Here is a 20,195-nt window from a genome sequence, read left to right on the forward strand (position 1 = left end):
TTTTGTCGAAATAGGAAGCACGACTTTCATTCGCGCCGCCTTTAGGCCTTCAGGGGCTGGGATTGCGTGCTTGCGATGCTGGTCGTACCAGAATAAGTAACTGGCCGCGGCATAGCCAGTAATGGGTCGGTCGTCTTCAATTGCGACCACAGCGCCTGGCGCCACCCGCGCGACGGTACGCCCAAGCCACCTACACCACACTGCGGCCCTGGATGCCCTACCAAACAAGGGCGACCGCAATACCACGCCGTCGTACTTTAATTCTTGTGCGAGGACGACCGTCTCGCGTACCGCCTGCTCCAACATTTTCGCGCTCGGTATATGCCGCCGCAGATGGGCGGAAAATGTCCCAGATCCGTCCAGCTGCAGGACGACTGCTGGCACGTCGGCACACGGAATACAAAACACTCCCAAAAAGGCCCAGCTCACTAAAGCGATCAATAGGACGCCGGCGCCGGCGGTAATTGGCCAGCCCAACTGGGCGTTGCAGACACACGCCCAACAAGCGATTGCGGCAATGGATGCCAACACGTACCAAAGCCGATGGTCGGGAAACTTTGCAACACAGACGAATAGGCGCCGATGGTATCGGCCAGCGAGCAAACGGCTAATCATGGGACAAATCCATGAATGTAGCCCACCGAGACGAGTTCTTTCATCACCGTAGCGCTTGCTGCACGCCGTCCGGTGCAGGGAGAATGATCACCCGTTCCGTCGTCTTCGTCTTCGCGCTGGGCCTAGGATTGCGCCGCTGTATTGGCGCAAAGGCGCCCAATCCAGGTACGCGTGCGCCGGCATTAATAAGAACCTTCCTGACGTATCCATTTGCAAAACCGTCTTCGAAGTTGCCAGTGTTGAATGCCGATATAGCCGCGCCCAGCGCAAGCTGTTCATCAGGATATTTAGGTGTAGCCTTTTCGAACAGCTCGCTTAAAATTCTGCCGCCCACCGCCAAGTTCGTACAGGGATCAAGCAGCTGCTCTACGGAGACGCCGAAGCGCGCCATGTGCTGGCTACTAACTTGCGTCAACCCTATTCCCACCAGGTGCCCGCTATCAATTAAGCTGCGCGCCAGCACAGATGCTTCCAACGCCGTCGCAGGATACAGACTGCGCACCATGTACTTCCTCTTCTCCCACGGTAGGTTACGCGGGCCGTCATCGGATAACACAAACGTATGGCCACTAGATTCGGTCCTTACGATGGCCCCCAAGGTTTCGATGTGCACCTTCGGGGCACACCGGCTCATCAAGGAGGCAATTTCGTTGCCTGCAGCTTGAGCGCCAAACGGACAAAGCGTAAGCAAGATCGCACCGAGACGTACCTTGATAAGAATAAATTGAATTGACATGGACGAATGCCTAGCTAAAGACGGAGGAGCCCGAATGAGGGATAACGGAACGCCGGCTGCAAACGAGGAAAAGGAGGCACACGTACTGTCGTGCCTCCCATTTGACCAACTCGACCTTGCTTACGAACCGGTCGTGAAGCTCCACGTCTTCGCGACGGCGGCGCCGTTGACGGTGCCTGTGAAGCTCACGTTGTAGGTAGTGTTAGCCTTGAATGGCGATTTGCCGACCAGGTATGCGGTGTTGGCCGCCAGCTGCTTGTTTGGATCGGTGTCTTTAGTCAGCAAGCGCGAATCGTGAGGCGCGCTCTGACCCGCCTCCGTTACCGTGAACGAGGTAACCGCCAGCGTCGTGCTCTCTTCCGACACGACGTTGATCGGGAACGAAGTCTTGGTATTGAAGTCGGCGTAGGCGACATCAGGGAACGGGTTTGGCGTCTCGATGTAGGCCACGCGCGGCACGTTGGTCTGCTTGTCGGCCGGATAGGTCCCGAAGAAATTGCTTGCGTTATATTGCTTCGTGGTCTGGTAGCCGAGTGTCACGACGATGGTTTGGTTCGGATCGTTGGCGACGGCAATGCCCACTTCACGAGGGAACTGGAACATCAGACCCGAGCGGTGATACACCGTCGCGATCAGATCCGTGATCGCCACCGCTGCTCCCTTGCCTTTGCCGTATGCGCCGAATTCGCCGACATACACGCCAGGGTACTGGGTGAACTTTGCGCGGTCCAGTTCCGTTACGCCGGTGTAGTTCGGGCGTGCAGGGTCTTCCAGGTGGAAGTAGGGACGGCCAGTTTTCGGGTCAACAGCCGAAAAGTCCACGTCAGTGTTGGTCATCAGGTACTTCATGTGGTTCTGGTCGGCGGTGTCGAGCTTCGTGTTCTGAGCTACCAGGCCGAGGCCGAGCTTGGAGCGGAAGTCGTTGAAGATCGTGAAGAACGCCAGTTCTTGCGAGCCAGCGGCATACGTCGGAGCCGCAACGCTGGTTTGGATATCCGATGCAGGGGGCGTTACAACAGGGGGCGTGACCGGCGTGACGGGCGCAGTCGAAGCGCCGTTGCCGCCGCCACCACCGCCGCAAGCAGCCAACAGGAATGCGCAAGCCACGGCGGTCAACGAATAATTTGCTTTCATGTTCATACCCTTTTCTGGACGGTTATTTGATTTGCTGCTGAGAATCATTATATCACTTTTGTTGAGTGTATCAACATAATTATCCATCTTTTTTTTCTGCCTGTTGTGCGAGCCGATCGAGCACCTCGCCTACCGTCGAACACGAGAGCGCTCCTTTCTGGGCCGCCAACCATTCTTTAGTTTCGGGACTTACAAAGCATTTCAGCTCAACCTTTCCACTTTCGAGCTGCTTTGCTCGATTAGCCTTTGATGCGCGCTTGAACGTTTCGCCGCGAGAAATTCCGCGAGATGGTCGTCCTCTTTTCGGTTCGGCATCGCGCACCTCATCGATGGAGGCTTCGTTTTTTTTGGTCGTCATAGCGGGATCACAATTCAGATAAATAAAAAGTACGCGGCACCGGCCACGTACTTTGAATTGCTGCGTCAGCCCTTGCCCGCTATGTCAGTAAGGGCAATCGGGCGAATCAACATAGAACGTCTGCGTGGTCGTTTTTGCCGTGCAGCTAGGGCCGGAGAACGTCGTAGTATAGATCGTCATCTTGATCACGCCCAATTGCTCAAAGCCGCACGAATACATCGTCGCCGGGCACGCTGGCGGCGGCGGCGGTGGCGGCGGCGGAGGGAAGGTGCAAGTCGGATAGTTGCTCGCGCCGTTCGCGCACGTTGGAGGCGGCGTGTACGGCGGCGTACAGGTCGGATAATCCGAGGCGCCGTTCGAGCACGTAGGCGTTGGAGCGAAGGTGCAGGTCGGATAGTTGCTTGCACCGTTCGCGCACGTTGCTGACGGGAAGGTACAGGTCGGATAGTTGCTCGCGCCGTTCGCGCATGTTGCAGGTGGCGTGTACGGTGGCGTGCAAGTAGGATAGTCAGAGGCGCCGTTCGAGCACGTAGGCGTTGGAGCCGGCGTAGATGGGATCGCGGTGCAGTCGTTGTACACTGTCCTCCAGGAACCGTAGGACGCCACGCCGTTGGTGTAGGTCACAGTACGTTCCTGGTCCTTCCCATTGCCTTCGTAACCGGAGGCGCACGACAGCGTCCTGTATTGGGTGTCGTACGTGATAACTGGTGCGACGCACGACGGATTCCCCAGCGCGTCGTGTTCCAATGTGTTTGGGCTCAGGCAAATTGGATCATCGGCAACGCAGTGAGCGATACCCGAGCCGGCGCTGGTCCAGTGCTTCCCGGCCGGGCAGTTGTTGGGAGTGGATGGCGCCACGCAGTTGCTCAAGCCAATCCCCGCCGCGCAGTCGGCCGCGAACTTTGCCGAGGTCCTGGTATCCCCAGCTTGTTGGACAACATTCACCGCCCCCGACACGACGGCGGTAGGTTGCGGTAAAGGCAGCGTTTGCGCCTGCACCCCGCCCCCGCCGCCAATTGCCAGCGCGCAGAAGTAGATCGTTGATAATATTTTTTTCATGGGTTTTATTACCTTTCTAGTTAGTACCTGCATTCGAGATTCATGATGTTCGTCAGCCCCACCGTATTGCCCGACACTTCCGCACCAAAGTTGTCCTTCAGCCGGATCTTGACTGCCCACGTTGTTGCGCTGGCGTTCGTCGCAGTCCAATACATCGTCTGCTTCGGAGGGCTTGTGGTGAGATCAAGCGTGACTTGAGTCGCGTCAAATGAGAAATCCGGCACTCCGCCTACGTCACACGTCGGCATATTGACTACCGTGCCGTCCTGCACTACCACGTTGGTGATTAGCACCTTCTTGCCGACCAGGCTGACCAACTTCACATACTTATTGCCCAGCGCGGTGCTCTTGCATACCAAGGTCTCGCCGGTAACCGTTGAGACAGCGGTTACGCCCTGCTGGGCGCCGCAATCAATGCCAGGCGCTGCGCGCGGACTGCCGGCCACCTGCCAAGCGGTGCCATCGCAAACCATCGCGAGCTTGTCACCGCTGCCTATCGCGCCAACGTCGGTGCACGGCGTCCCGGCCAACTTGATGTCAGTCAGGAACTTGCTGCTTTTGACGGTGCCGGTGCTGGTGACGTCGAGCACGTTATTGATCGAATTGCCGCCGACATTGAAATTGCCGGTCATCGAGACCGTGCCATCCTTGCGGACAAATTGCGCGAACGTTGAGGACGAGTATCCGAATCGTGCGCAGAGAATCCCCTTTGCCGTGGAGGCGACAGGATTCGCCGCGGACCAGGTGCCGCCCAGTCCCGACACGATGGCTGGCGTTTCGAAGGTGGAGTACGCGCCGTCGGCGCCAAGCTTGCGAACGGCCAGGCCAAGCCTACCGTAATCGATTTTCCCCCTGGTCGTGAGCGCTGTGTCGATACAAACCAGACCCTCAAGATTGCACAGCGAGCCCGGCGTACTCGGCAATGCGCAGCTGGTCGGGTTGGTGGTGATGAAAAACTTGTAGCTACTCCCCGGAATCAGCGCCGTACCTGTGGAGTTTGGAGGCATCTTCCCAAGTTGCACCAGCTCCGCGACAGTCGGCGCAACCGCATTTGCCACCGTTACGGCGCCGACGGTGATGGATTGCCCGGCCGCCTTCGCATTGATGAGGTTGTAGTAGCTGGCAATATAGTCGTTGCCCGCGTTGCGGGCTACGTCAAGACCGGATGCGATCGCCAGCGCGCGCACATCAGCCTTATCGTTGAACTGCTTCGTCAAATCGCCCGCAGCCAGGATCGAAAGAATGACCAAGGCGAACGCCAGTTGGATCAGCATCCAGCCGCCCTGCGATCGCCTCGGGAATTTTCGTAAAGGTTTCATAGTGTGTGCGGGCGATCTGTTGAGTTACTTCGGAAGGGCAAACTTAATGGTGTTGGCGCCGGCCACGCAGGCAGTACCCAGCGCAGTCAGATCGACCACGCCGTCAGTGGGCTTGACCACGGTGGCGCCAACCGTAATTCGACGCATCACCTTGTCGACCTTTTGCGCCAACGACGTGCACCAGGACTTGGGGTAATTGGTCGAGGTGCATTCCAGGCCGTCGTTAGTGCCCGTCAGGTTGACTGGGGCGCAGGTCACGGTGCCCTTGGCCTTGTTCTGGACGATGGCCCCGACCAGCATTGCATCGGGGAAGATGTTGTTGTTCTTCATGACGGTTTCGGAAGCGCCGGTGTAGTCGGTCGCATTGGTATATTTTTCCTGCGCTGTTCCGGCGATGGACAGCCAGCTATCGACTTCCTCCTTCGTCGCAGCCTTGTCGCGATTCTCGGTAAATCGGTTGTAAATCGGGATGGTGATAATGGCCACGACGACCAGGACGAAAGCGAGTTCGAGGAGGGTGAAGCCTTTTTGTTTTTTGACGGTGAAGCGATTCGTTTTCATAGGATTCCCATGGTTAATTTTAAAATATTACTCTGAAATATTGCCCTGTAACATCTATTTCTTTTACTTCCCTTTTGACTGCATTTGCAGGCCATCAGCTTCTTGCGTGAACTTGTCACTTATCAGCGTGCCGATTGCCGTGTTACCACCATAAAAGATCACCAGTACCGCAACGGTCACGATGGTCGACACCAGGGTCAACCAGACCGCGTTCTTGTCTACGCTCTCGGCCACGTGCTCAAGTCCGTCGGTTCCCAGCTGGATCAGGCCTTCAGCAAAAGCATCATTCGAATCGCTGACACGCGAATTTCCACGTTCCGCATACGTCACCAGGCGCAAGTGCAATTCGGGCGACAACAGCCCGCTGTTGAAGGCCGCAGCGTAGTTGCCGGGCTCTTCTTCCAGCTTGTCCAGTGTCGCTTCGATTCTTGCTGCCATCCATGGCGTCGATCGCTCCTTGAGCGCCTCCAGGGCCGCTACCATGGGTGTCTTGTTCGCCATATACTCGGCCATCGCCGTCAGGAAACCTGCGGCCGACATATCACGGTAGATCGAATAGGGAAGGTGCCGGTCGAATCGCGAGCGCAAAGGGCCGCTCCATTTCTGGAAAGAGCGGTAGAACCATACGCCACCCGCGACCAGCCCCGCCCCGATCACAAACCAATAGGTACGGATCACGTAGCACACCCAATAGAAGATTTGACCCCAGAAACCCCATTGCGACGGCGGAACCATTTCTTCGTACATCGGCATTTGGAACGCACTCAGCACCGGCATTACGAGCACGATCGGAGCGGCAATCGCCGGGCCGCTCAAGGCCTTCCACAGAACCTTTGTCATCTCGCGCCGGCGGCGGATCGATGCCGCCAGGTTGCGCAGCATGCGCGCCCGCTCGACGTCGTTCTTCGCCGCGTCGATGCTCAACAGCGACAGCGTGTCCTCTGCGGGTACGGCGTCACCGACGATATCGGCGATATTGGACGATTCGTCCATCCTGCCGATCATGCCCTCATACAGCTCGGCCATCGCCGCTTGCCCTTGCTCGTCGCAAAACTCGCGCCGGCGGGCCAGGAATAGGTAGAGGCTTTCACTGGCGGCGAATGCTTCCGCGAGATCGCGATAGAAGGCGTCCCGCGCACCCCTGAATTTCGATGCGGCGCTCATACGGATCGCACCCGATTTGCGATCGCGCTGCTGCGCTGTGGTCCCAGATCGAAGGTCTGGAAGTTTCCGTAGCGTTCGCATGCGCGAATGTCAATCAGACCATCGAGAGCATCCTTCAACGCGTGAAGGAAGACCGGCTTGCCTGTCATGTCGGCACTGTCGAATTTGCCGTCACTCATGCCACGCCAGAGTGCACGCGCGCCGAAATCGTCACCTTGACGCATAAGGCGGAGGAACTCCTCATTGCTCGAAGGGTCGAACATTTCCGCAACAACCTTCTGCCCTTTGGTGCCCCGTCCCTTACACGTGGGACACGCCTGGCCGTTGATGTATCCGCCCTTGAAGCGCATCCTCGACGTGTCGACGCCGAAGCGCTCACCAATCGCTTTAACCTGCTTACGAAGTGCCAGAGGAATATTGTCACTGGTCGTAGCGCAGTCCTTGCAGAGCAGCGGAACCAACGACTGGTAAATGCCTAGGGCCATGATGCCGTCCGAGGTGATCGCCCGCATCCCAAGGCCGATCTCTGGGTCCGTCAGCCGTTCGAAGATGCCCATGAAACTGTTCGCGTGGATCGTGGCCAAGCCCAGGCAGCCGATGCGCGCAGCTGTAACCGCAGTGATCCCCGAAGCCCAATTGCGAATTTCACCACTCGACAGAACGTCAAGATTCCCGCGCAACCACGATTCCACCGCTTGCGTATAGAGCTTTGCGCTTTCTTCCGCGTCACCAGGCACGGCCTTGATGGTGGCGTGCGACACTCCCGGCAGCTTGAATTCGACCGGATCATCCAGCGTCACAAATTTATAGTCTTCGCGGTCTTCGAAATTCTCAAGTATGACCTGAACCAGCGTCGTCTTCGCAGAATTCGGGATGCCGGCGACGATGATTAGGCCGCGCCTTCCTTTTGCCGCACGCTCGATCAGGGCAATTTGCGACGCGGTATACCCCATGGTTCGCAGCGTGTATTTCGGAGCGTCCGCGCCCTTCTCGCCCTCGACGCGGAACCGCGCAATGAAGTCGAATCCATCGACAGTAGGATTGACTTGGCACCGCAGAAGCAGTTTCTTACGTCCAAGGTCATAGGTGGCCGTGCACGACGAATAGGAGCGCTCGTTAAAAGCTGAACTCGTATTCGAGTCCTTGTCGATCAGCTTGTTGTACACATAGGCGATAACGTCTTTTGCGAAGTCGCCCATGATCTGTCCATCGGCACCGTTGCGCATTGGTTCCAACAGGCCGTCGATCCTGAAACGCAAACGCGCGACATCGCCGTCCTTTTCCAGGTGAAGATCGGTCGCTCGTTCGCGCATGCCGTATTCCAGCCATTCCGCGAACTCGTTGGCGAATTTTGTGTCTGCAGTGGCGATCGATTCGCCTCCAGTGACCACGATCTTTTTCCGGTTGCGCGCGCCTTCCACGATCTCGGCGGTTGCCCACTGAGTCTTTTCTCGCTCAAACTTCGGGCCCAGCGCCTCGCGAATCTCTTCGAAGATGCGTTTCGCCTGGACCGTCTGGTAAATCTCAACGCTGATCAGAATCGTAGCGACAGCGCCGGACTTCAAGACGACGACATGCTCCACATCAGATGCGCGCAAGCGTACTAATGCGTCCTTCCCCGTCCCGCTAATTACGGCCTCGAACTGGGGCATGTCTTCCGGCTTGCGGCATACCTGCACATTCTCTGGAACGGAAGCAGCAGCGCGCCGGTCTTTGCTTGCGCTCCGATCGGCGCGTGGCTTCGAGGACTTAGTCTCGGCACCACGGCCTTTCAGTTTCGCGATGAGTTTTTTGATCATGTCCGTAGCGCCTTTCAGCAATTCGGCGAGTTGGTGATCGAAGCGCCAACTGCAACGCTCTTGCAAACATCCTTTTCCTTCTTGTTTGCAGCTCGTTTGACCAGGGTTACGCGAGGATACCCGATGGATGAAATTACCCAGGCATCGAATACGTATTCACCCTTTTTCCGGCTGATGGCCTCGCCCTGCCGTTGAAAGTCTGCTTCAAGGTTCGCTGCGGAACCGTGGATCGCATTGAGGAAGATTTCCTTCTCGGGCGCCGGCTCTGGTGCCTTTGGGCTCGGTGCCGCAGCCTTCGCCGCGAGCGCTCCATTCACCTGGATCGCTGGCACATTCGCGCCGCCTGCACCAAATACAGGACCTTGCGCCTTCAGCTTTTGCTCGGCGAGTTCAGCTTCCGCTTTCGCGATCGCCAGATCGGACTTCAGTTCGATGATTCGAGCGTTTTTGTCCGCCAGCTGCGCAAAAGTCACCGCGGACGAATTGGCGCACCAAGCCATGACGAGCACGGTAGCTACAAATTTAATTTTTGACATAGTACGAACCTTTAACAGTGAATTTTGCCGCCATAACCCCACCGGCCAGCTCCAGAGAAATCTCATCGATGGACACGTTGTCCTGCATCGTAGTGAGCGTTTCCTTCAGCAGCCCCAGCGGGCCGGTAACTGTGAATTGCCCCTGTTCGACAATCAGATTCTTGGGGACGCCACTCGCGTTCCCCAGCACCTTGGCGGACTCGATTGAATAGTCCACTCCAAACTCGCCAATGAGATCCTTCTCGAACGCCAAACGCTGCGCCAGCGACGTGATCCTGACCCAAAACACGTCGCCGGCCGGGAGCTTGGCAGTATCGACAGAAACCGGTTTCGCTTCAAAAGCACGAACCACCTTCAGGGCATCCGGCTTCGCCTTGCCCGAACCGAGGTCATACCTGGCGCCTTTCGGAATCTGTTCGATAAATGTTTCATTGGTCCCGCCACGACGCACCCAGTCTTCGACGCAAGCCGTCCGGTTGCAAGCGACCTTCTCGATTGCCCATCCGGCTGCCGTCACCTGACGCTCCGCGAGCGGCGACCAGAAAGCGTTGAAAGCAGCGTTGCCGGACACTGAGGTGCCAGTGAGCGCTTGGGACAGAAACTTCTTGTAGTCCGCGACCGGATCGACCACAGTCTTCTTGGCCTCTTCCTCCTCGCGTTGCTGTTCCATGTAGTCCCAGGTGTATACGCCTCCGATCGCGGCAAGCAGTACGACCCCCATCGCGACTTTCATGGCGAACGGACGACGCACGACGGCTTTCGTCATAGTGGCCTGAGCCGCTGCTTCGCCTATGAGGTCACCGATCTTCCAATCGGTAGCACCGGGGAAATCAGGGTGAGTGCCAAATTCTGCATATGAACCGTGCCCCTCTTCCCGAAGACTTTCGACCCTTTCGCGCACGTGGTTCGGCGCAATCACCAAATCCAAATACGGTGCCCCATCGACCAGTGCCACGAGCGCGTATTTGCTATGCTTCGCGTCCATGGGAAGGATCAATAGCGCATTGCCGTCGGCGCCCACCTGGCTGGCAAACAGCGCAGCCCCGGAAAGAACTGCGCTCTTCTTTCTGTTCTCCGCCGCCGACTTCGCCTGCGTAGCAACGCCATAGCGAACGGCACCGCCGCTGGTCCAACGAATCTTGTATGCGGCCTTGTGCTTTCGCACCAGAGCCGCAGCTTGCGATTTCTCGTGCTTCTCATCGACCTGCTTCCAAACCACCCCGAAGGCGACCCGGACACCAGCTGCTTCCATAAACGCTGCCATGACGATCCCTTAGTAGGCCGAACCGACCATCGTTGGCGTAATCAAGATAAACAGGTGCTCTTTCTGGCTGTCTCCCTTGAAAGAACCTCCCAGTGCGAGCGGCACATCGCGCCCGAGCTTGCGGCGCGTGTACGACTCCAAGACACGCTCGTAGCCGGTAATGAGAGTCGTGACACCAGGCGTGAGGAATGTCTCTTCCTGGAACTCGAAGCCTTTCGTTTCCGGGCCTTCGATCGTCGTCTGGTTCGCGCCTACACCACTGCTCAACGGCACGATGTCGCTCAAGTCCACGATGCCCAGATTGAACAGCAGCGAAATTTGGTTGCTGTCGAAAATGTATGGCTGCATTTTCAGATCGACACCAGCCGTTACTGTGCCGGGTTCAAGCCCTGGCGTGCCGCCGGAGGCGCCATTGATCCCAGGCGGCGCAGGCGTTGTACGGGCAATGTAGACGGTCTGAGCGAGCGACTGCACGGTTGTCGTTGAGCGATTGCGCGTGCGGATATCGTTCTTATACACAGTAGAGGTCTTGCCATACTCGTTCAGCAACGTCACAAACGCCTTGGTGCCGTCAAAGCGCCCTACGCTACCGGTGCCCGTCAGCAGCTGGACGCCGATATTGCCGCCGATTGAGTTCGCCAACGATTTCGGCGACGTCAGCGTCGCCCCCACTTTGTTCAGATTGCTGAAAACGACTTGCCAGTCCACACCCGACTGGTCCGTCTCGTTAGCGCGGAATGAGATAACTTCAACGTGGAAGATCGCCTGACGCGTTAACACTTCATTCTCGCGTTCGATAATCCGCGACGCACGCTCGATCCCATCCGGTGTGTCGATCACGACGATGCTGCCAGTCGCTTCCGATCCGATGACCTTGCCTTCTTTAGAAATGACCTTGTTGATCGCTTCGACTACAGACACCATCGGCGTCATTTTCGCCTGCTTGCCGACCTTCGCCTGGGAGGTGAAACCGGTCGAAATAGTTCCGGTGCCGCTTCCACTGGAAGCCTGAGATTGTCCATTTTTTCCAAGCGAAAAATCGAAATCCGCCGAGCCTGGCTGCACCATCAGGGTAAAGGTCTTCGTCATATATCGCTGGATCACGACCACGCCATCCCGGAATTCCCAATTCAGGCCTTGGGATCGGCAGATCTGGTCGAGCATGGCCTCGGCTGTGGCCGAAGCGTTCAGCTGAATTGGTTTTGGGGTTGCGTCACCAGCAACAGGAACGTTCACGTCTTGAGCCAGGCGGATCGGGATGCCCGTAACAGACGCAATTTTTTCGACCGCCTGCGGAAGCATGAAGGAGACCATTGGATAACGGAACTCGTAGCGTTCCTTGAACTTTTCCGGCAGGACCGTTTGCGCACGAAACGGCATCGATTTGGAGCCGTAATATGGCTTATTCACCTTCACGGTCGCAGAGTTCTTGTCAGCAGCGGGAACAATACCCGCCTGCTCCTTCAGCGCGGCTACACGCGCCAGACCGTCGGACACTGCGACGTTTGTGCGATCAGTCGCGACGGTAGCGCAGCCGGCCAGGTGACCAACAAGCATAGTGAGTGCCAGTGTTCGTTTCATCTTTAATCCATTCACGTTAAGAATTCTGGCCATTACCGCTTGCATTCGAGGCCGTCGCCGATACGACGGACGACGCGCAGAACGCCATTTGAATAGAAGCAGCCTTTAGGCGGGTAATCCGAGGCCTCGAACGAGTCCAATACACGATCGACTGCCTCTTCAAACGTTCCATAGAATGGGGCGTTTGAATCACTGGCCGCGACCACGAATTCGCGAGGCAGCTCCCATGCGATCTGGCGTTTTGGATTCGCCTGGACAGCCCAGCGCTGCAGGGTGCCGTAAATAGAGTGGTCCTCCAGACGCACATCCCAATACTGTTTGGATGTATCTACAGGGGCTACAGAAGTGCCGGCGGAGGCCGACGAAGCGGTCACGGCAGTTGTCGCTGCTTTGACAGGAACAGGCGGCTTGTCGTCAACGATAACGACCCCGGCGAATGCCAGGTGTGGGACTACCGCAAAGGCCAACAGAAGATTCTTCATTGCTATCCTTATTTTTTCTGTGGGCCTTCTTACGTCAGAAGAAGTATCCACTGTGAATTACGATCGATTCGCTGCAATCAAAAATACTTAAATATCTTTATATCATTATGATACATCAAAGTGAGCTAGTCAAACAAAAAAACTAGCCCGCCGTCATCTTGTCCCACTTTGGCAAATACGTTATCAAGTGTTCCACTTCCAACGTCAGAAAAACTCTAAGCGCGAACGTTCGCCATTTGCTCGCGCTTCAATTTCGTCATGCGGTCCCGCAGGGCACTAGAAGGCAACGCCGCGATCTCCTCGTCGGAATAATCGCTCGGCGCCTTGCTTGGGGTTGTCATCACGCTCGCTTCCAAGACACGGGTCTGGGCGACACTTTGCTGGCGGCCGGCAAGAACTGCCACACCGAGTGACGGGGTAAAATCCCCTGTATGGGCAGCAAGGATCAGATGACGAGCAAATGGGACGATACCGGTGCGAAGTGTTTTCTTCAGACGCGCGCCTTCGACTTCGTCCAGTACCGCCTGGCGCGAATCAGCTGGGCAATCGCCAAGAAGCTTCAACAAAGCAGCCTTTTCGGCAGGCAAGGTCCCTGAGGGATACACAAGGTTTTCCAAATCAGAAGAATCACAACCACTACGCTCTTCATTCGCCCCGATGTGGTTATGGCGTGATCCGTCGCGCTGTTGTTGTTGTTGTTTGGTAATCTCTGAAACCGTAGTCTCTGTATAAGCGGTATGACCTTTTGCGACTTCTTGGGAATGTGCTTTTGACACTCCAGCGGCTACGGTAAACGCATCTCCAGTAGATTGGATTTCAGCGTTTCCAGTAAATTCGCTTCCGTCATTTCCTGTGAATTGCGTTTGTTCGTTTGCTGTAAATGAGGAAACCTCATTTCCCGTGGATGGGGTTTCCTGATTCACAGCGTTTGCGGGCGGTTTTTGGGGTAAAACAGGTGGTTTTTGCCAGTTTGGAGCCCTCGCTGGCACTCCGCCAGGTCCGCTTTGCGGCACAGGCGCCCTCTCCTGCCGACGAACGATCGCATCCAGTGCCGTGTCCATGGCCGCGTGATTGCGAAAATAGTACGTTACACCTGCGCGGCGATCAGTAAAGCAGCAGTAGAACTTGCCTTGGAACTTATCCTCGGCTGCTGTCCAGTCACTTTTCGATTTGTGCCTGACGCCTATGCGATCGAACGCGCCGCGGAACTCTGTCAAGGTGAATCCCAGCTCCTCGGTCCAACTTTCTCCTTCCTTGTACATTGGATGACTAGGTGCAGGATCTTGGAATTTGTAGAACCCATCAGGGTACCGCTCGAACCAGTAGTCGAGCTGCTGCATGAGGATGCAGCCTGTGACCGAACCGGCCAAAGGCATGACTTCCTTCACATAGGGGATCGTGTTTCTGGTGAGCGAGAGGATGCGGTTTCTCATCGAGCCGCCTCATGCGGGCAGACGAGATAATCGCAGGTATTGTTTTTGCAACGCCAAGAGGCGCGAAGTGATCTTTGTCCCATTGTCTTCCTTTTTTTCTTGCAAACCGGAAGGCGACGGATTAGAATCGGTCCAACAGGGCGAGTTTCGTCCTGAGTGATCTAACCCATCGCTTCCCGACCTAGTGCTCTTCCCAAGACCTAAGTCAAACTTTTCTAAAAAGCCAAGGCTGCCACCTTGGCTTTTTGTCTATTGGCCTCACGCTGCCATATATTCCACCCTATTCCTTGCACCAGCGACCAGCGCCGAGTTTGCGGCCCCGCTAACGCCCAAAATATCCTGGACCAGCTCAGGCGCCGCCGCCGCCATCTTCAGCAACGAGAGTGCCGCGCCCGACGGCTGGCGTTTGTTGTATTCCCACGAGCGATAGGTGCTCGCCGACACCCCCAGCAGATGTGCGAAATCCTCTGCGGACATTTTTGGAAAGACGATTTTGCGGATGCGGCGAGCATTTGGCGTACCATCTGGGTCGCACAGATCGTTCGCTTGTTGCATCAACGAAAGTTGTACTGGCGTGGTCCGGGTCATGTCGCATACCTTTATGCAATGAAATTTTGGAAGATCTTACACTAAGTACCAAAAATTGCAAAAATAATTTTATACGCTGTGTAAAAACTGTGGCGAATCGCTAAATGTTGCTGGCCCATACACTGGGCACTCCGAAAAGGCGCCCCCAGGTGGTGAATGTCCCTGCTTGGATTGCTGGGATACTGGTCTGCTTGGCCCACCAATCGTTTGAGGGGCCGATCAGGATCTCGGGCCGACTGGAGAAGCTCAAAAGAGCGGGCCAGACCAGGAGCTGCTCGTAGCAGATCAATGTCGCCGTTCGCTTACCCGCTATGGTTCTTATCCCAGAATCGGTCCAGCGCGCTCTGGCGCCCTTACCGCTCCATGGTTCCCACATCGCGATGGGCACAGGTATCCGGTCGGGTACCGTTATTCCATCCTCGTGGCCTATTGAGACAATGGTATTTTCATAGAATGGACCGGTGTCGTCCGGTATATAAGCTCCGATCAATGCCGTTTGTTTGCGGCTTTGGAGTTGGGCTCTTATGCTTTGCCATCGCTGTTCATTTAGCGACCAATCGCCGCCAACCAATTCAGGCAGGACAAATACGGTACCAGGATCAGCTGCTTTGCTTCGCGCGAGTACCAATTGCTGCAGGTCCATCATATTGTCATACTGGGCCGAGATGTCTTTTGCTGATCCCATCGAGGTATTCACTGCCGTCCAGTTTGGCGCTACCGGTTGAGTGTAAGCAAAATTGGCTGCGATAGCGATTCCAAGGAAGGGGAGGGCAGTCAGACCGCGGCGAGCGGCGGCGATGGAGTAAAGCGCGGCACATGACAGCGCCAGGCCGACCCACCCGAGACCGGGGAAATACGCGCCGGCGGCCAGCAGGGGATTAAAGCCGCCGATAATGCCGACCGGCGGAATTGAAATCACGCACATTACTGCAAGTAGCCGTGCTCCACGGTAATTGGCGCCCCAAAATGACGCCCATACTGTGGCCAAGATCACGCTATAGCTACACCACAATGCAATGCCGGCGGCGACTGAGGGGAGGGCGCCTAATTCTCCGAAAAAGACACCAGCGCCGAGCACGACTCCGCGCCCGGCCGCCAAGTAGTAGGCGAGCGCCATGATGAAGGCCGTCGACCTGTTACCGCTTACCCTCCAAATTAATACAAGCGCTGGTGCCATCAATAACCCGACCATGCTGCCAGACCAGGCTATTAATCCCACGCCAGCACCGGCCAGTGCCGAGATGGCCCACGTTGGCGCCTTGTTCACCTTCCACATCCTGTATCCTCTCGCCCTTTTTGAATCCCACCCCGCTTCCAAACGGCGATCGCTTCTCTTACAGTAATAATTTGTTCCTCAACCGTTCGTATGCGACGGGCAAAAGGGGAATCACCCTCTTCGCTGCCGCCTTCGCTTCCGTCCAGAAGGTCCTCCAATTCGCGGCAAAGCTCGCGAATTCGGTCTGCTGTCGCCTGGCCGGCCTCGGCATCGCCGATCAACTCTAGTCCTGCGCACAATTCGAGATAGAGCTTCACAATCCATGTCGAGAAGTGATTGTTGGCGAGGTCATGTGACACGGCTGTCCTTTCTGACGTTGGAAAACGCTAGCGGCCAGCGGGCCCGGACCGCTTACGAAGCCTTCACCAGACGTAATTGAATGTCGTAGCCAATGGCACGGAGTTCCTTGACCGTTTCCGCAGATCCATAAGCGGATTGGTCGAGTTTGGGTAGTAAGTGTTTTTCGATGATACGCAGCAGTCCGTCAGATGCCGGTACAGGATCGAGGGCGGGCTCCGCACTTTGTTGGCCCGCGCTCCGGGCGGCGAGTTGACGCGCCTCGTGGAGTTGGCGCTCCAGCTGCTCGTTTCGAAGCGCCAGATCCTGATTCGAGCTTTGCAGTTCGGCGTTCTGCTCTTCCAGTGCATTGCATTTGATTGTCATTTCGCGGACGCGCGCATGCCCCTCTTCAAGGGTGCTCAGAGCAGCGCTCGCCGGGCCGACTTCCTTGTTTTGAGTGGAAACCTGCGCGGGAGCTTGCGCCACTGGAAGCGGGCGCACGTTCGATTGCATGCCGGCAGGCTCTGCCGCCGCGCGGAAACTGCTCGCTGGCATGGCAACGGTGGTGCCGGTAACCTCGACGCTCACCAAGCGGGCCAGCAGCTTAGCAGCAACGTCGTCATCGACGCTAACCACGGCGCAACCAGTCCATCCAGCCTTCTGCATGAGATAGTTTAGGTTGGTGAAATGCTCTGCATCCTGGCCGAAAATATCCATCGTCTCGACAGGTGCAGACAGGTCTTGAAGTACGATCGAGCACGGGTCGGTCGCAGCGGTTGCGGCATCGGTGTCGGTAAAAACAAAACGGTGCGCGTTGGCAGGGTCTTGCGTATAGCCATATTGCTCCAGGAAGAGCGCGAACTCGGCGATGCTGCAGGGGCTGCCGTGGTTCATCACCAATTGGGCGGAGGCATTGTTTGCCAGAATATCTTGGGTCATCATCAGGTCCTAAGTGGGTTATTTAATTCGCCAACCGGAGGTCAGCTTGCTTTTTTCGTCATACGGTATGCAATACGTGGCGTTGGCCTCTTTTCGGGTTTGGAAATTCGCTTGGCAATCAAGCATGGCTTGAACGGGATTTAGCGCTGAAAACGACTTAGCGGCACGTCCTTGCCCGGAAGCGGCCCAAGCGGCATCGACGCCAGCGGCGTCCAGCCCGGATTTCTTCCCGGCTTGATAGGAGGTGTATGCGATGAAAGCGGCCAGGCTTCCCGACAGCACCACCGCCGCGCCCACCGTGACGGCGAGCGTCAGCATGCTCTTGCGCCGCGCCTGTTTGTCGGCACTGGCCTGCGCCAGCTTCTGGCCTGCCGCGATCGCCTCCTGAGCGACCTTGTTCACGGTGTTAATCAGGCTACCTTTCACCGCTCGTTCTGCGGCTTCGGCTGTCGCCTCCAGGCTGAGCTTGTGGTCAGCGAGAGTTTCGCGCGCCTGCGTTGCGATATTCTTCGCGATGTCGGAATACAGGATTTCGTAGTGGCCAAATGCGAGTAGCATCGCCCAGGCAGAGTCGTGGTCCGCGAACCCTAACAGATCACGGATCTGATAGAACTTCGAAATTTCCTCGGTAGTGGCCTCTCGCCCGATCAGCGTTTGCAGTGCCAGGTCGATTGGTTTTGCTTTAGATAAGTCATTCATGATTAGTCCGTGTACAAGGCGTCGTCAAGCGCCTCAAGCATGTTGTCGCGCCACTCCGCGACTACGAGTTTTGCGTGTAGGGTGTTGCTGCGCTGGTTACCACGTTGCGCAATGAAGTCCGCGAACGAGTAGTTCGATTCCCGCACCACCTGCATGATGCGCGGAGCCATCGCGGGGAGCAGAAGCACGCGATCATCAAACTCCAGCCCGTACGCCGCATCAAAGTGTTCGAACTGTCGCACCTTGCCAAAGGCCAGATTCTTTACTGGCGTGACGTCAGGGAAGGTCTGGGCCAGACGCCCGAAAAAGTGAAGTCCATCAGGAAGGGTGTTCATTACAAACAGAACGCGCACCCGAAACCCGTACGCTTGCACCAGGTGCATGAAGCGTTCGAAAAATAGCATCGCGCGGTCGCTGATCCCGTCGGGCAGGTTTGTGACGACATGCCCGCTCACGAGCACGCCGTCTTCGTCGGCGGTACACAGGTAGTCAGAGAAGGCAGGCCAACCAGCAGCATCGTGCAAATCGAAGCGAATGCAAGGGAGCGTAATACGTTCTTGCGAACCGTTGTCATCATGGGCGCTTTGGGCGAATACGGAAGCGACGTCCGGCGTACGCATGTCGCCCTCAACGACAGTGATTGGTTGGTCCAGCCTATATAGCCAATCGATGAGCGATTTGGACGTGACCGATTTGCCGGACCCGCCCTTGTTGCCAGCAATCAGCCAAACAACTCTATCCATTTGAACCCTCAGGCTTAATCATAAGTGATTTAAGTATATCATTGGAAACCTCGCGGGGAAGGGCGCCGAGGATCTGATAGAGCGCATCCCGCCCGAAACGTTTTGCTTTCGCTCGACTGGACTTCGCGACATTGAACTCAATGTCGCGCCCCACGCCGGACGCCAAATGCGCCAGACGCTGGAGCAGCGGTGGCAGATAGGTCAGCATCGCCGCTTGCAGGCTGGGGTAGCTGCGCGATTTGCATGGCAGCGATGAAAAGCCGCTGTTCCCGACTGACATGCTGCTCGCGACCGACCAGTTTGTCGGGCTCCACTGAACATACCGAACTGCGACATGGAAATTATGGTCGAGTCGGTATTGGATGGCATTGCACACTTCGTCCACGAACACACCGCTCTCGTTCGGGGCAGGGAATACTTGCCGGGCCATCTCGTCTATGGGTACGCACACCCCGCTATCGCTGCCCTTTACCGAAGACAGGGTGCGGTAGCCGCCTGTCTTCCCACCCATAAACAGCCGCTGCGGTCGTCCCTGTCCGTAGTAGACGACGGCGTTGTTTTTCTTGAAGATCGCAGCGGATGGTATGTGGTCCATGGTGGAAGATTTCCAACGTCAGAAATTAAGCGAGCAGCGCTGCTACGTTCGTTTCGTACGCGCTATGGTTTTCTTGCAGCCAGGTGATCAGTTCCATGTTCTCGCTCGGCGTCAATTTGTGGGGCGACTTGGAAACATCGTTGACCGGCATGACAGCCTGCGAGAAAGGCATCACTGCGTCGTTGTTACCCAGGAGCTTATCCACGGTGCGTTCGTGCAACTCGGTCATGTCGATGGTGATCCCGCCCGACTTCTCGAAGCGCTTCTTGGTCTCGCTCCCTTCCCAACGGTAGAACTGATCGGTTTCTCCGAACATCAGGTTCTTCACCGCGACCTTGAAGGTCAGCCCGTCGCCGATCGCGGCCAGCGCTTCGTTCAGCAAGTTCACGCTGTCGGCCTGACGATTCATCACCCACAGCATTCCCAATGGACGATTCAACAGCTTGACTGTCTGGAGGAAGGCGCGGCCCTCTTTTTTGAGCACGTCGCCAATGCCGGCTGGCATGGAAACGACCACGTTCGCGGATGGGTGTGCCACCAGGAAGTCGATCATGTCCATCCAACCGTTGTGAATCCTCAAGTTGGCGTTCAGCACGGGAGCGGAGTCGGCAAACATGCGGGAGACATCCGGATTGCGGGTGTCTCCATCGACCGCCGCTACGGGCAGCTGCTTCTTCTGCATCCAGTCGAGCAGGGTGCAGCTGGCCCAACTCTTGCCGACGCCGCCCTTGTCGCCGTCAACGAAGATGATCGCGCCAGCGGTCGCGGGTTTGCTCGGGTTTTCAGTCATTTTGCTCATGTGTTTTCCTTGGTGGTTATTTCGAACGCCAACGCTCGAAGGTTGCTCGCTGTGTTTCGGTGAGGGAGGTCAAATTGCGGAAGGTTTCCCGCGAATAGATCATTTCACCGTAGATTGTTGCCAGACAGCGTGCATCAGCTGGCAAACAGTGTTCTGGGGCGAATTCCGCGCCGCGTGCCGCGTTGATTGCGGCTTCGAGTTCCATGATGTTGAACATCCTGCGGTCCTCGTAGTGA

At 56.6% G+C, this 20,195-nt stretch carries 22 protein-coding genes; all 22 read right to left on the reverse strand.

Annotated features, from left to right (window positions below):
- Positions 1 to 658: 658 nt before the first annotated feature.
- Complete coding sequence (locus AC1RTP_RS26675; protein WP_498611663.1) at positions 659 to 1,351, reverse strand: lytic transglycosylase domain-containing protein; 693 nt, start codon at positions 1,349 to 1,351, stop codon at positions 659 to 661.
- A 120-nt stretch (positions 1,352 to 1,471) separates the two neighbouring features.
- Positions 1,472 to 2,485, reverse strand: coding sequence for a CAP domain-containing protein (locus AC1RTP_RS26680; RefSeq protein ID WP_498611664.1), 1,014 nt, complete (start codon positions 2,483 to 2,485; stop codon positions 1,472 to 1,474).
- A gap of 79 nt (positions 2,486 to 2,564) precedes the next feature.
- A complete protein-coding gene (locus AC1RTP_RS26685; RefSeq protein WP_498611665.1) occupies positions 2,565 to 2,843 on the reverse strand; it encodes a hypothetical protein in 279 nt (92 codons plus the stop codon).
- Between the two features lie 199 nt (positions 2,844 to 3,042).
- Positions 3,043 to 3,342 (reverse strand): hypothetical protein, encoded by a 300-nt coding sequence (locus AC1RTP_RS26690; RefSeq protein WP_498611666.1) that lies wholly within the window; start codon positions 3,340 to 3,342, stop codon positions 3,043 to 3,045.
- Between the two features lie 580 nt (positions 3,343 to 3,922).
- Positions 3,923 to 5,176 (reverse strand): hypothetical protein, encoded by a 1,254-nt coding sequence (locus AC1RTP_RS26695; RefSeq protein ID WP_498611667.1) that lies wholly within the window; start codon positions 5,174 to 5,176, stop codon positions 3,923 to 3,925.
- Between the two features lie 69 nt (positions 5,177 to 5,245).
- Complete coding sequence (locus AC1RTP_RS26700; protein WP_498611668.1) at positions 5,246 to 5,782, reverse strand: type 4 pilus major pilin; 537 nt, start codon at positions 5,780 to 5,782, stop codon at positions 5,246 to 5,248.
- Positions 5,783 to 5,845: 63 nt separating this feature from the next.
- Entirely contained in the window at positions 5,846 to 6,946 is a 1,101-nt protein-coding gene (locus AC1RTP_RS26705; RefSeq protein WP_498611669.1) for a type II secretion system F family protein, read from the reverse strand.
- On the reverse strand, positions 6,943 to 8,745 hold the full coding sequence (locus tag AC1RTP_RS26710) for an ATPase, T2SS/T4P/T4SS family (protein WP_498611670.1): 1,803 nt from the start codon (positions 8,743 to 8,745) through the stop codon (positions 6,943 to 6,945). The genes AC1RTP_RS26705 and AC1RTP_RS26710 overlap by 4 nt, the downstream gene beginning before the upstream one ends.
- Positions 8,746 to 8,759: 14 nt before the next feature.
- Positions 8,760 to 9,281 (reverse strand): hypothetical protein, encoded by a 522-nt coding sequence (locus tag AC1RTP_RS26715; protein ID WP_498611671.1) that lies wholly within the window; start codon positions 9,279 to 9,281, stop codon positions 8,760 to 8,762.
- Positions 9,268 to 10,545 (reverse strand): type 4b pilus protein PilO2, encoded by a 1,278-nt coding sequence (gene pilO2, locus AC1RTP_RS26720; protein WP_498611672.1) that lies wholly within the window; start codon positions 10,543 to 10,545, stop codon positions 9,268 to 9,270. Before pilO2 ends, AC1RTP_RS26715 begins: the two co-directional genes overlap by 14 nt.
- Before the next feature lie 9 nt (positions 10,546 to 10,554).
- Entirely contained in the window at positions 10,555 to 12,126 is a 1,572-nt protein-coding gene (locus AC1RTP_RS26725) for a hypothetical protein (protein WP_498611673.1), read from the reverse strand.
- A 32-nt stretch (positions 12,127 to 12,158) separates the two neighbouring features.
- On the reverse strand, positions 12,159 to 12,608 hold the full coding sequence (locus AC1RTP_RS26730) for a TcpQ domain-containing protein (RefSeq protein ID WP_498611674.1): 450 nt from the start codon (positions 12,606 to 12,608) through the stop codon (positions 12,159 to 12,161).
- 215 nt (positions 12,609 to 12,823) lie between these two features.
- On the reverse strand, positions 12,824 to 14,041 hold the full coding sequence (locus AC1RTP_RS26735; protein ID WP_498611675.1) for a hypothetical protein: 1,218 nt from the start codon (positions 14,039 to 14,041) through the stop codon (positions 12,824 to 12,826).
- A gap of 258 nt (positions 14,042 to 14,299) precedes the next feature.
- Positions 14,300 to 14,629, reverse strand: a complete 330-nt coding sequence (locus AC1RTP_RS26740) for a helix-turn-helix domain-containing protein (protein WP_498611676.1) — start codon at positions 14,627 to 14,629, stop codon at positions 14,300 to 14,302.
- A 100-nt stretch (positions 14,630 to 14,729) separates the two neighbouring features.
- Positions 14,730 to 15,905: a carbon-nitrogen hydrolase family protein gene (locus AC1RTP_RS26745; RefSeq protein ID WP_498611677.1), complete on the reverse strand. Its 1,176-nt coding sequence runs from the start codon at positions 15,903 to 15,905 to the stop codon at positions 14,730 to 14,732.
- Entirely contained in the window at positions 15,893 to 16,204 is a 312-nt protein-coding gene (locus AC1RTP_RS26750; protein WP_498611678.1) for a hypothetical protein, read from the reverse strand. The genes AC1RTP_RS26745 and AC1RTP_RS26750 overlap by 13 nt, the downstream gene beginning before the upstream one ends.
- Positions 16,205 to 16,256: 52 nt before the next feature.
- Positions 16,257 to 17,126, reverse strand: coding sequence for a hypothetical protein (locus AC1RTP_RS26755; RefSeq protein WP_498611679.1), 870 nt, complete (start codon positions 17,124 to 17,126; stop codon positions 16,257 to 16,259).
- Between the two features lie 15 nt (positions 17,127 to 17,141).
- The gene (locus AC1RTP_RS26760; protein ID WP_498611680.1) at positions 17,142 to 17,822 is read right to left on the reverse strand and encodes a hypothetical protein; all 681 of its coding nucleotides are present in this window, start codon (positions 17,820 to 17,822) and stop codon (positions 17,142 to 17,144) included.
- A 2-nt stretch (positions 17,823 to 17,824) separates the two neighbouring features.
- Entirely contained in the window at positions 17,825 to 18,565 is a 741-nt protein-coding gene (locus AC1RTP_RS26765; protein ID WP_498611681.1) for a hypothetical protein, read from the reverse strand.
- Positions 18,558 to 19,160 (reverse strand): hypothetical protein, encoded by a 603-nt coding sequence (locus tag AC1RTP_RS26770; protein ID WP_498611682.1) that lies wholly within the window; start codon positions 19,158 to 19,160, stop codon positions 18,558 to 18,560. The genes AC1RTP_RS26765 and AC1RTP_RS26770 overlap by 8 nt, the downstream gene beginning before the upstream one ends.
- Before the next feature lie 25 nt (positions 19,161 to 19,185).
- Complete coding sequence (locus AC1RTP_RS26775) at positions 19,186 to 19,959, reverse strand: nucleotide-binding protein (RefSeq protein ID WP_498611683.1); 774 nt, start codon at positions 19,957 to 19,959, stop codon at positions 19,186 to 19,188.
- A gap of 16 nt (positions 19,960 to 19,975) precedes the next feature.
- Positions 19,976 to 20,176, reverse strand: coding sequence for a DUF3717 domain-containing protein (locus AC1RTP_RS26780; RefSeq protein WP_498611684.1), 201 nt, complete (start codon positions 20,174 to 20,176; stop codon positions 19,976 to 19,978).
- Positions 20,177 to 20,195 lie beyond the last annotated feature (19 nt).

The sequence above is a fragment of the Pseudoduganella sp. GW821-FHT11H04 genome (assembly GCF_058807935.1).

What these genes read in the sequence shown, in the direction of transcription:
- AC1RTP_RS26740 (WP_498611676.1), bottom strand. Translation starts at nt 14,629, where the DNA reads ATGACCCGGACCACGCCAGTACAACTTTCGTTGATGCAACAAGCGAAC.
- pilO2 (WP_498611672.1), bottom strand. Translation starts at nt 10,545, where the DNA reads ATGGCAGCGTTTATGGAAGCAGCTGGTGTCCGGGTCGCCTTCGGGGTG.
- AC1RTP_RS26710 (WP_498611670.1), bottom strand. Translation starts at nt 8,745, where the DNA reads ATGATCAAAAAACTCATCGCGAAACTGAAAGGCCGTGGTGCCGAGACT.
- AC1RTP_RS26770 (WP_498611682.1), bottom strand. Translation starts at nt 19,160, where the DNA reads ATGGACCACATACCATCCGCTGCGATCTTCAAGAAAAACAACGCCGTC.
- AC1RTP_RS26755 (WP_498611679.1), bottom strand. Translation starts at nt 17,126, where the DNA reads ATGATGACCCAAGATATTCTGGCAAACAATGCCTCCGCCCAATTGGTG.
- AC1RTP_RS26725 (WP_498611673.1), bottom strand. Translation starts at nt 12,126, where the DNA reads ATGAAACGAACACTGGCACTCACTATGCTTGTTGGTCACCTGGCCGGC.
- AC1RTP_RS26700 (WP_498611668.1), bottom strand. Translation starts at nt 5,782, where the DNA reads ATGAAAACGAATCGCTTCACCGTCAAAAAACAAAAAGGCTTCACCCTC.
- AC1RTP_RS26675 (WP_498611663.1), bottom strand. Translation starts at nt 1,351, where the DNA reads ATGTCAATTCAATTTATTCTTATCAAGGTACGTCTCGGTGCGATCTTG.
- AC1RTP_RS26680 (WP_498611664.1), bottom strand. Translation starts at nt 2,485, where the DNA reads ATGAAAGCAAATTATTCGTTGACCGCCGTGGCTTGCGCATTCCTGTTG.
- AC1RTP_RS26715 (WP_498611671.1), bottom strand. Translation starts at nt 9,281, where the DNA reads ATGTCAAAAATTAAATTTGTAGCTACCGTGCTCGTCATGGCTTGGTGC.
- AC1RTP_RS26685 (WP_498611665.1), bottom strand. Translation starts at nt 2,843, where the DNA reads ATGACGACCAAAAAAAACGAAGCCTCCATCGATGAGGTGCGCGATGCC.
- AC1RTP_RS26735 (WP_498611675.1), bottom strand. Translation starts at nt 14,041, where the DNA reads ATGAGAAACCGCATCCTCTCGCTCACCAGAAACACGATCCCCTATGTG.
- AC1RTP_RS26730 (WP_498611674.1), bottom strand. Translation starts at nt 12,608, where the DNA reads ATGAAGAATCTTCTGTTGGCCTTTGCGGTAGTCCCACACCTGGCATTC.
- AC1RTP_RS26705 (WP_498611669.1), bottom strand. Translation starts at nt 6,946, where the DNA reads ATGAGCGCCGCATCGAAATTCAGGGGTGCGCGGGACGCCTTCTATCGC.
- AC1RTP_RS26745 (WP_498611677.1), bottom strand. Translation starts at nt 15,905, where the DNA reads ATGTGGAAGGTGAACAAGGCGCCAACGTGGGCCATCTCGGCACTGGCC.
- AC1RTP_RS26780 (WP_498611684.1), bottom strand. Translation starts at nt 20,176, where the DNA reads ATGTTCAACATCATGGAACTCGAAGCCGCAATCAACGCGGCACGCGGC.
- AC1RTP_RS26695 (WP_498611667.1), bottom strand. Translation starts at nt 5,176, where the DNA reads ATGCTGATCCAACTGGCGTTCGCCTTGGTCATTCTTTCGATCCTGGCT.
- AC1RTP_RS26760 (WP_498611680.1), bottom strand. Translation starts at nt 17,822, where the DNA reads ATGAATGACTTATCTAAAGCAAAACCAATCGACCTGGCACTGCAAACG.
- AC1RTP_RS26775 (WP_498611683.1), bottom strand. Translation starts at nt 19,959, where the DNA reads ATGAGCAAAATGACTGAAAACCCGAGCAAACCCGCGACCGCTGGCGCG.
- AC1RTP_RS26765 (WP_498611681.1), bottom strand. Translation starts at nt 18,565, where the DNA reads ATGGATAGAGTTGTTTGGCTGATTGCTGGCAACAAGGGCGGGTCCGGC.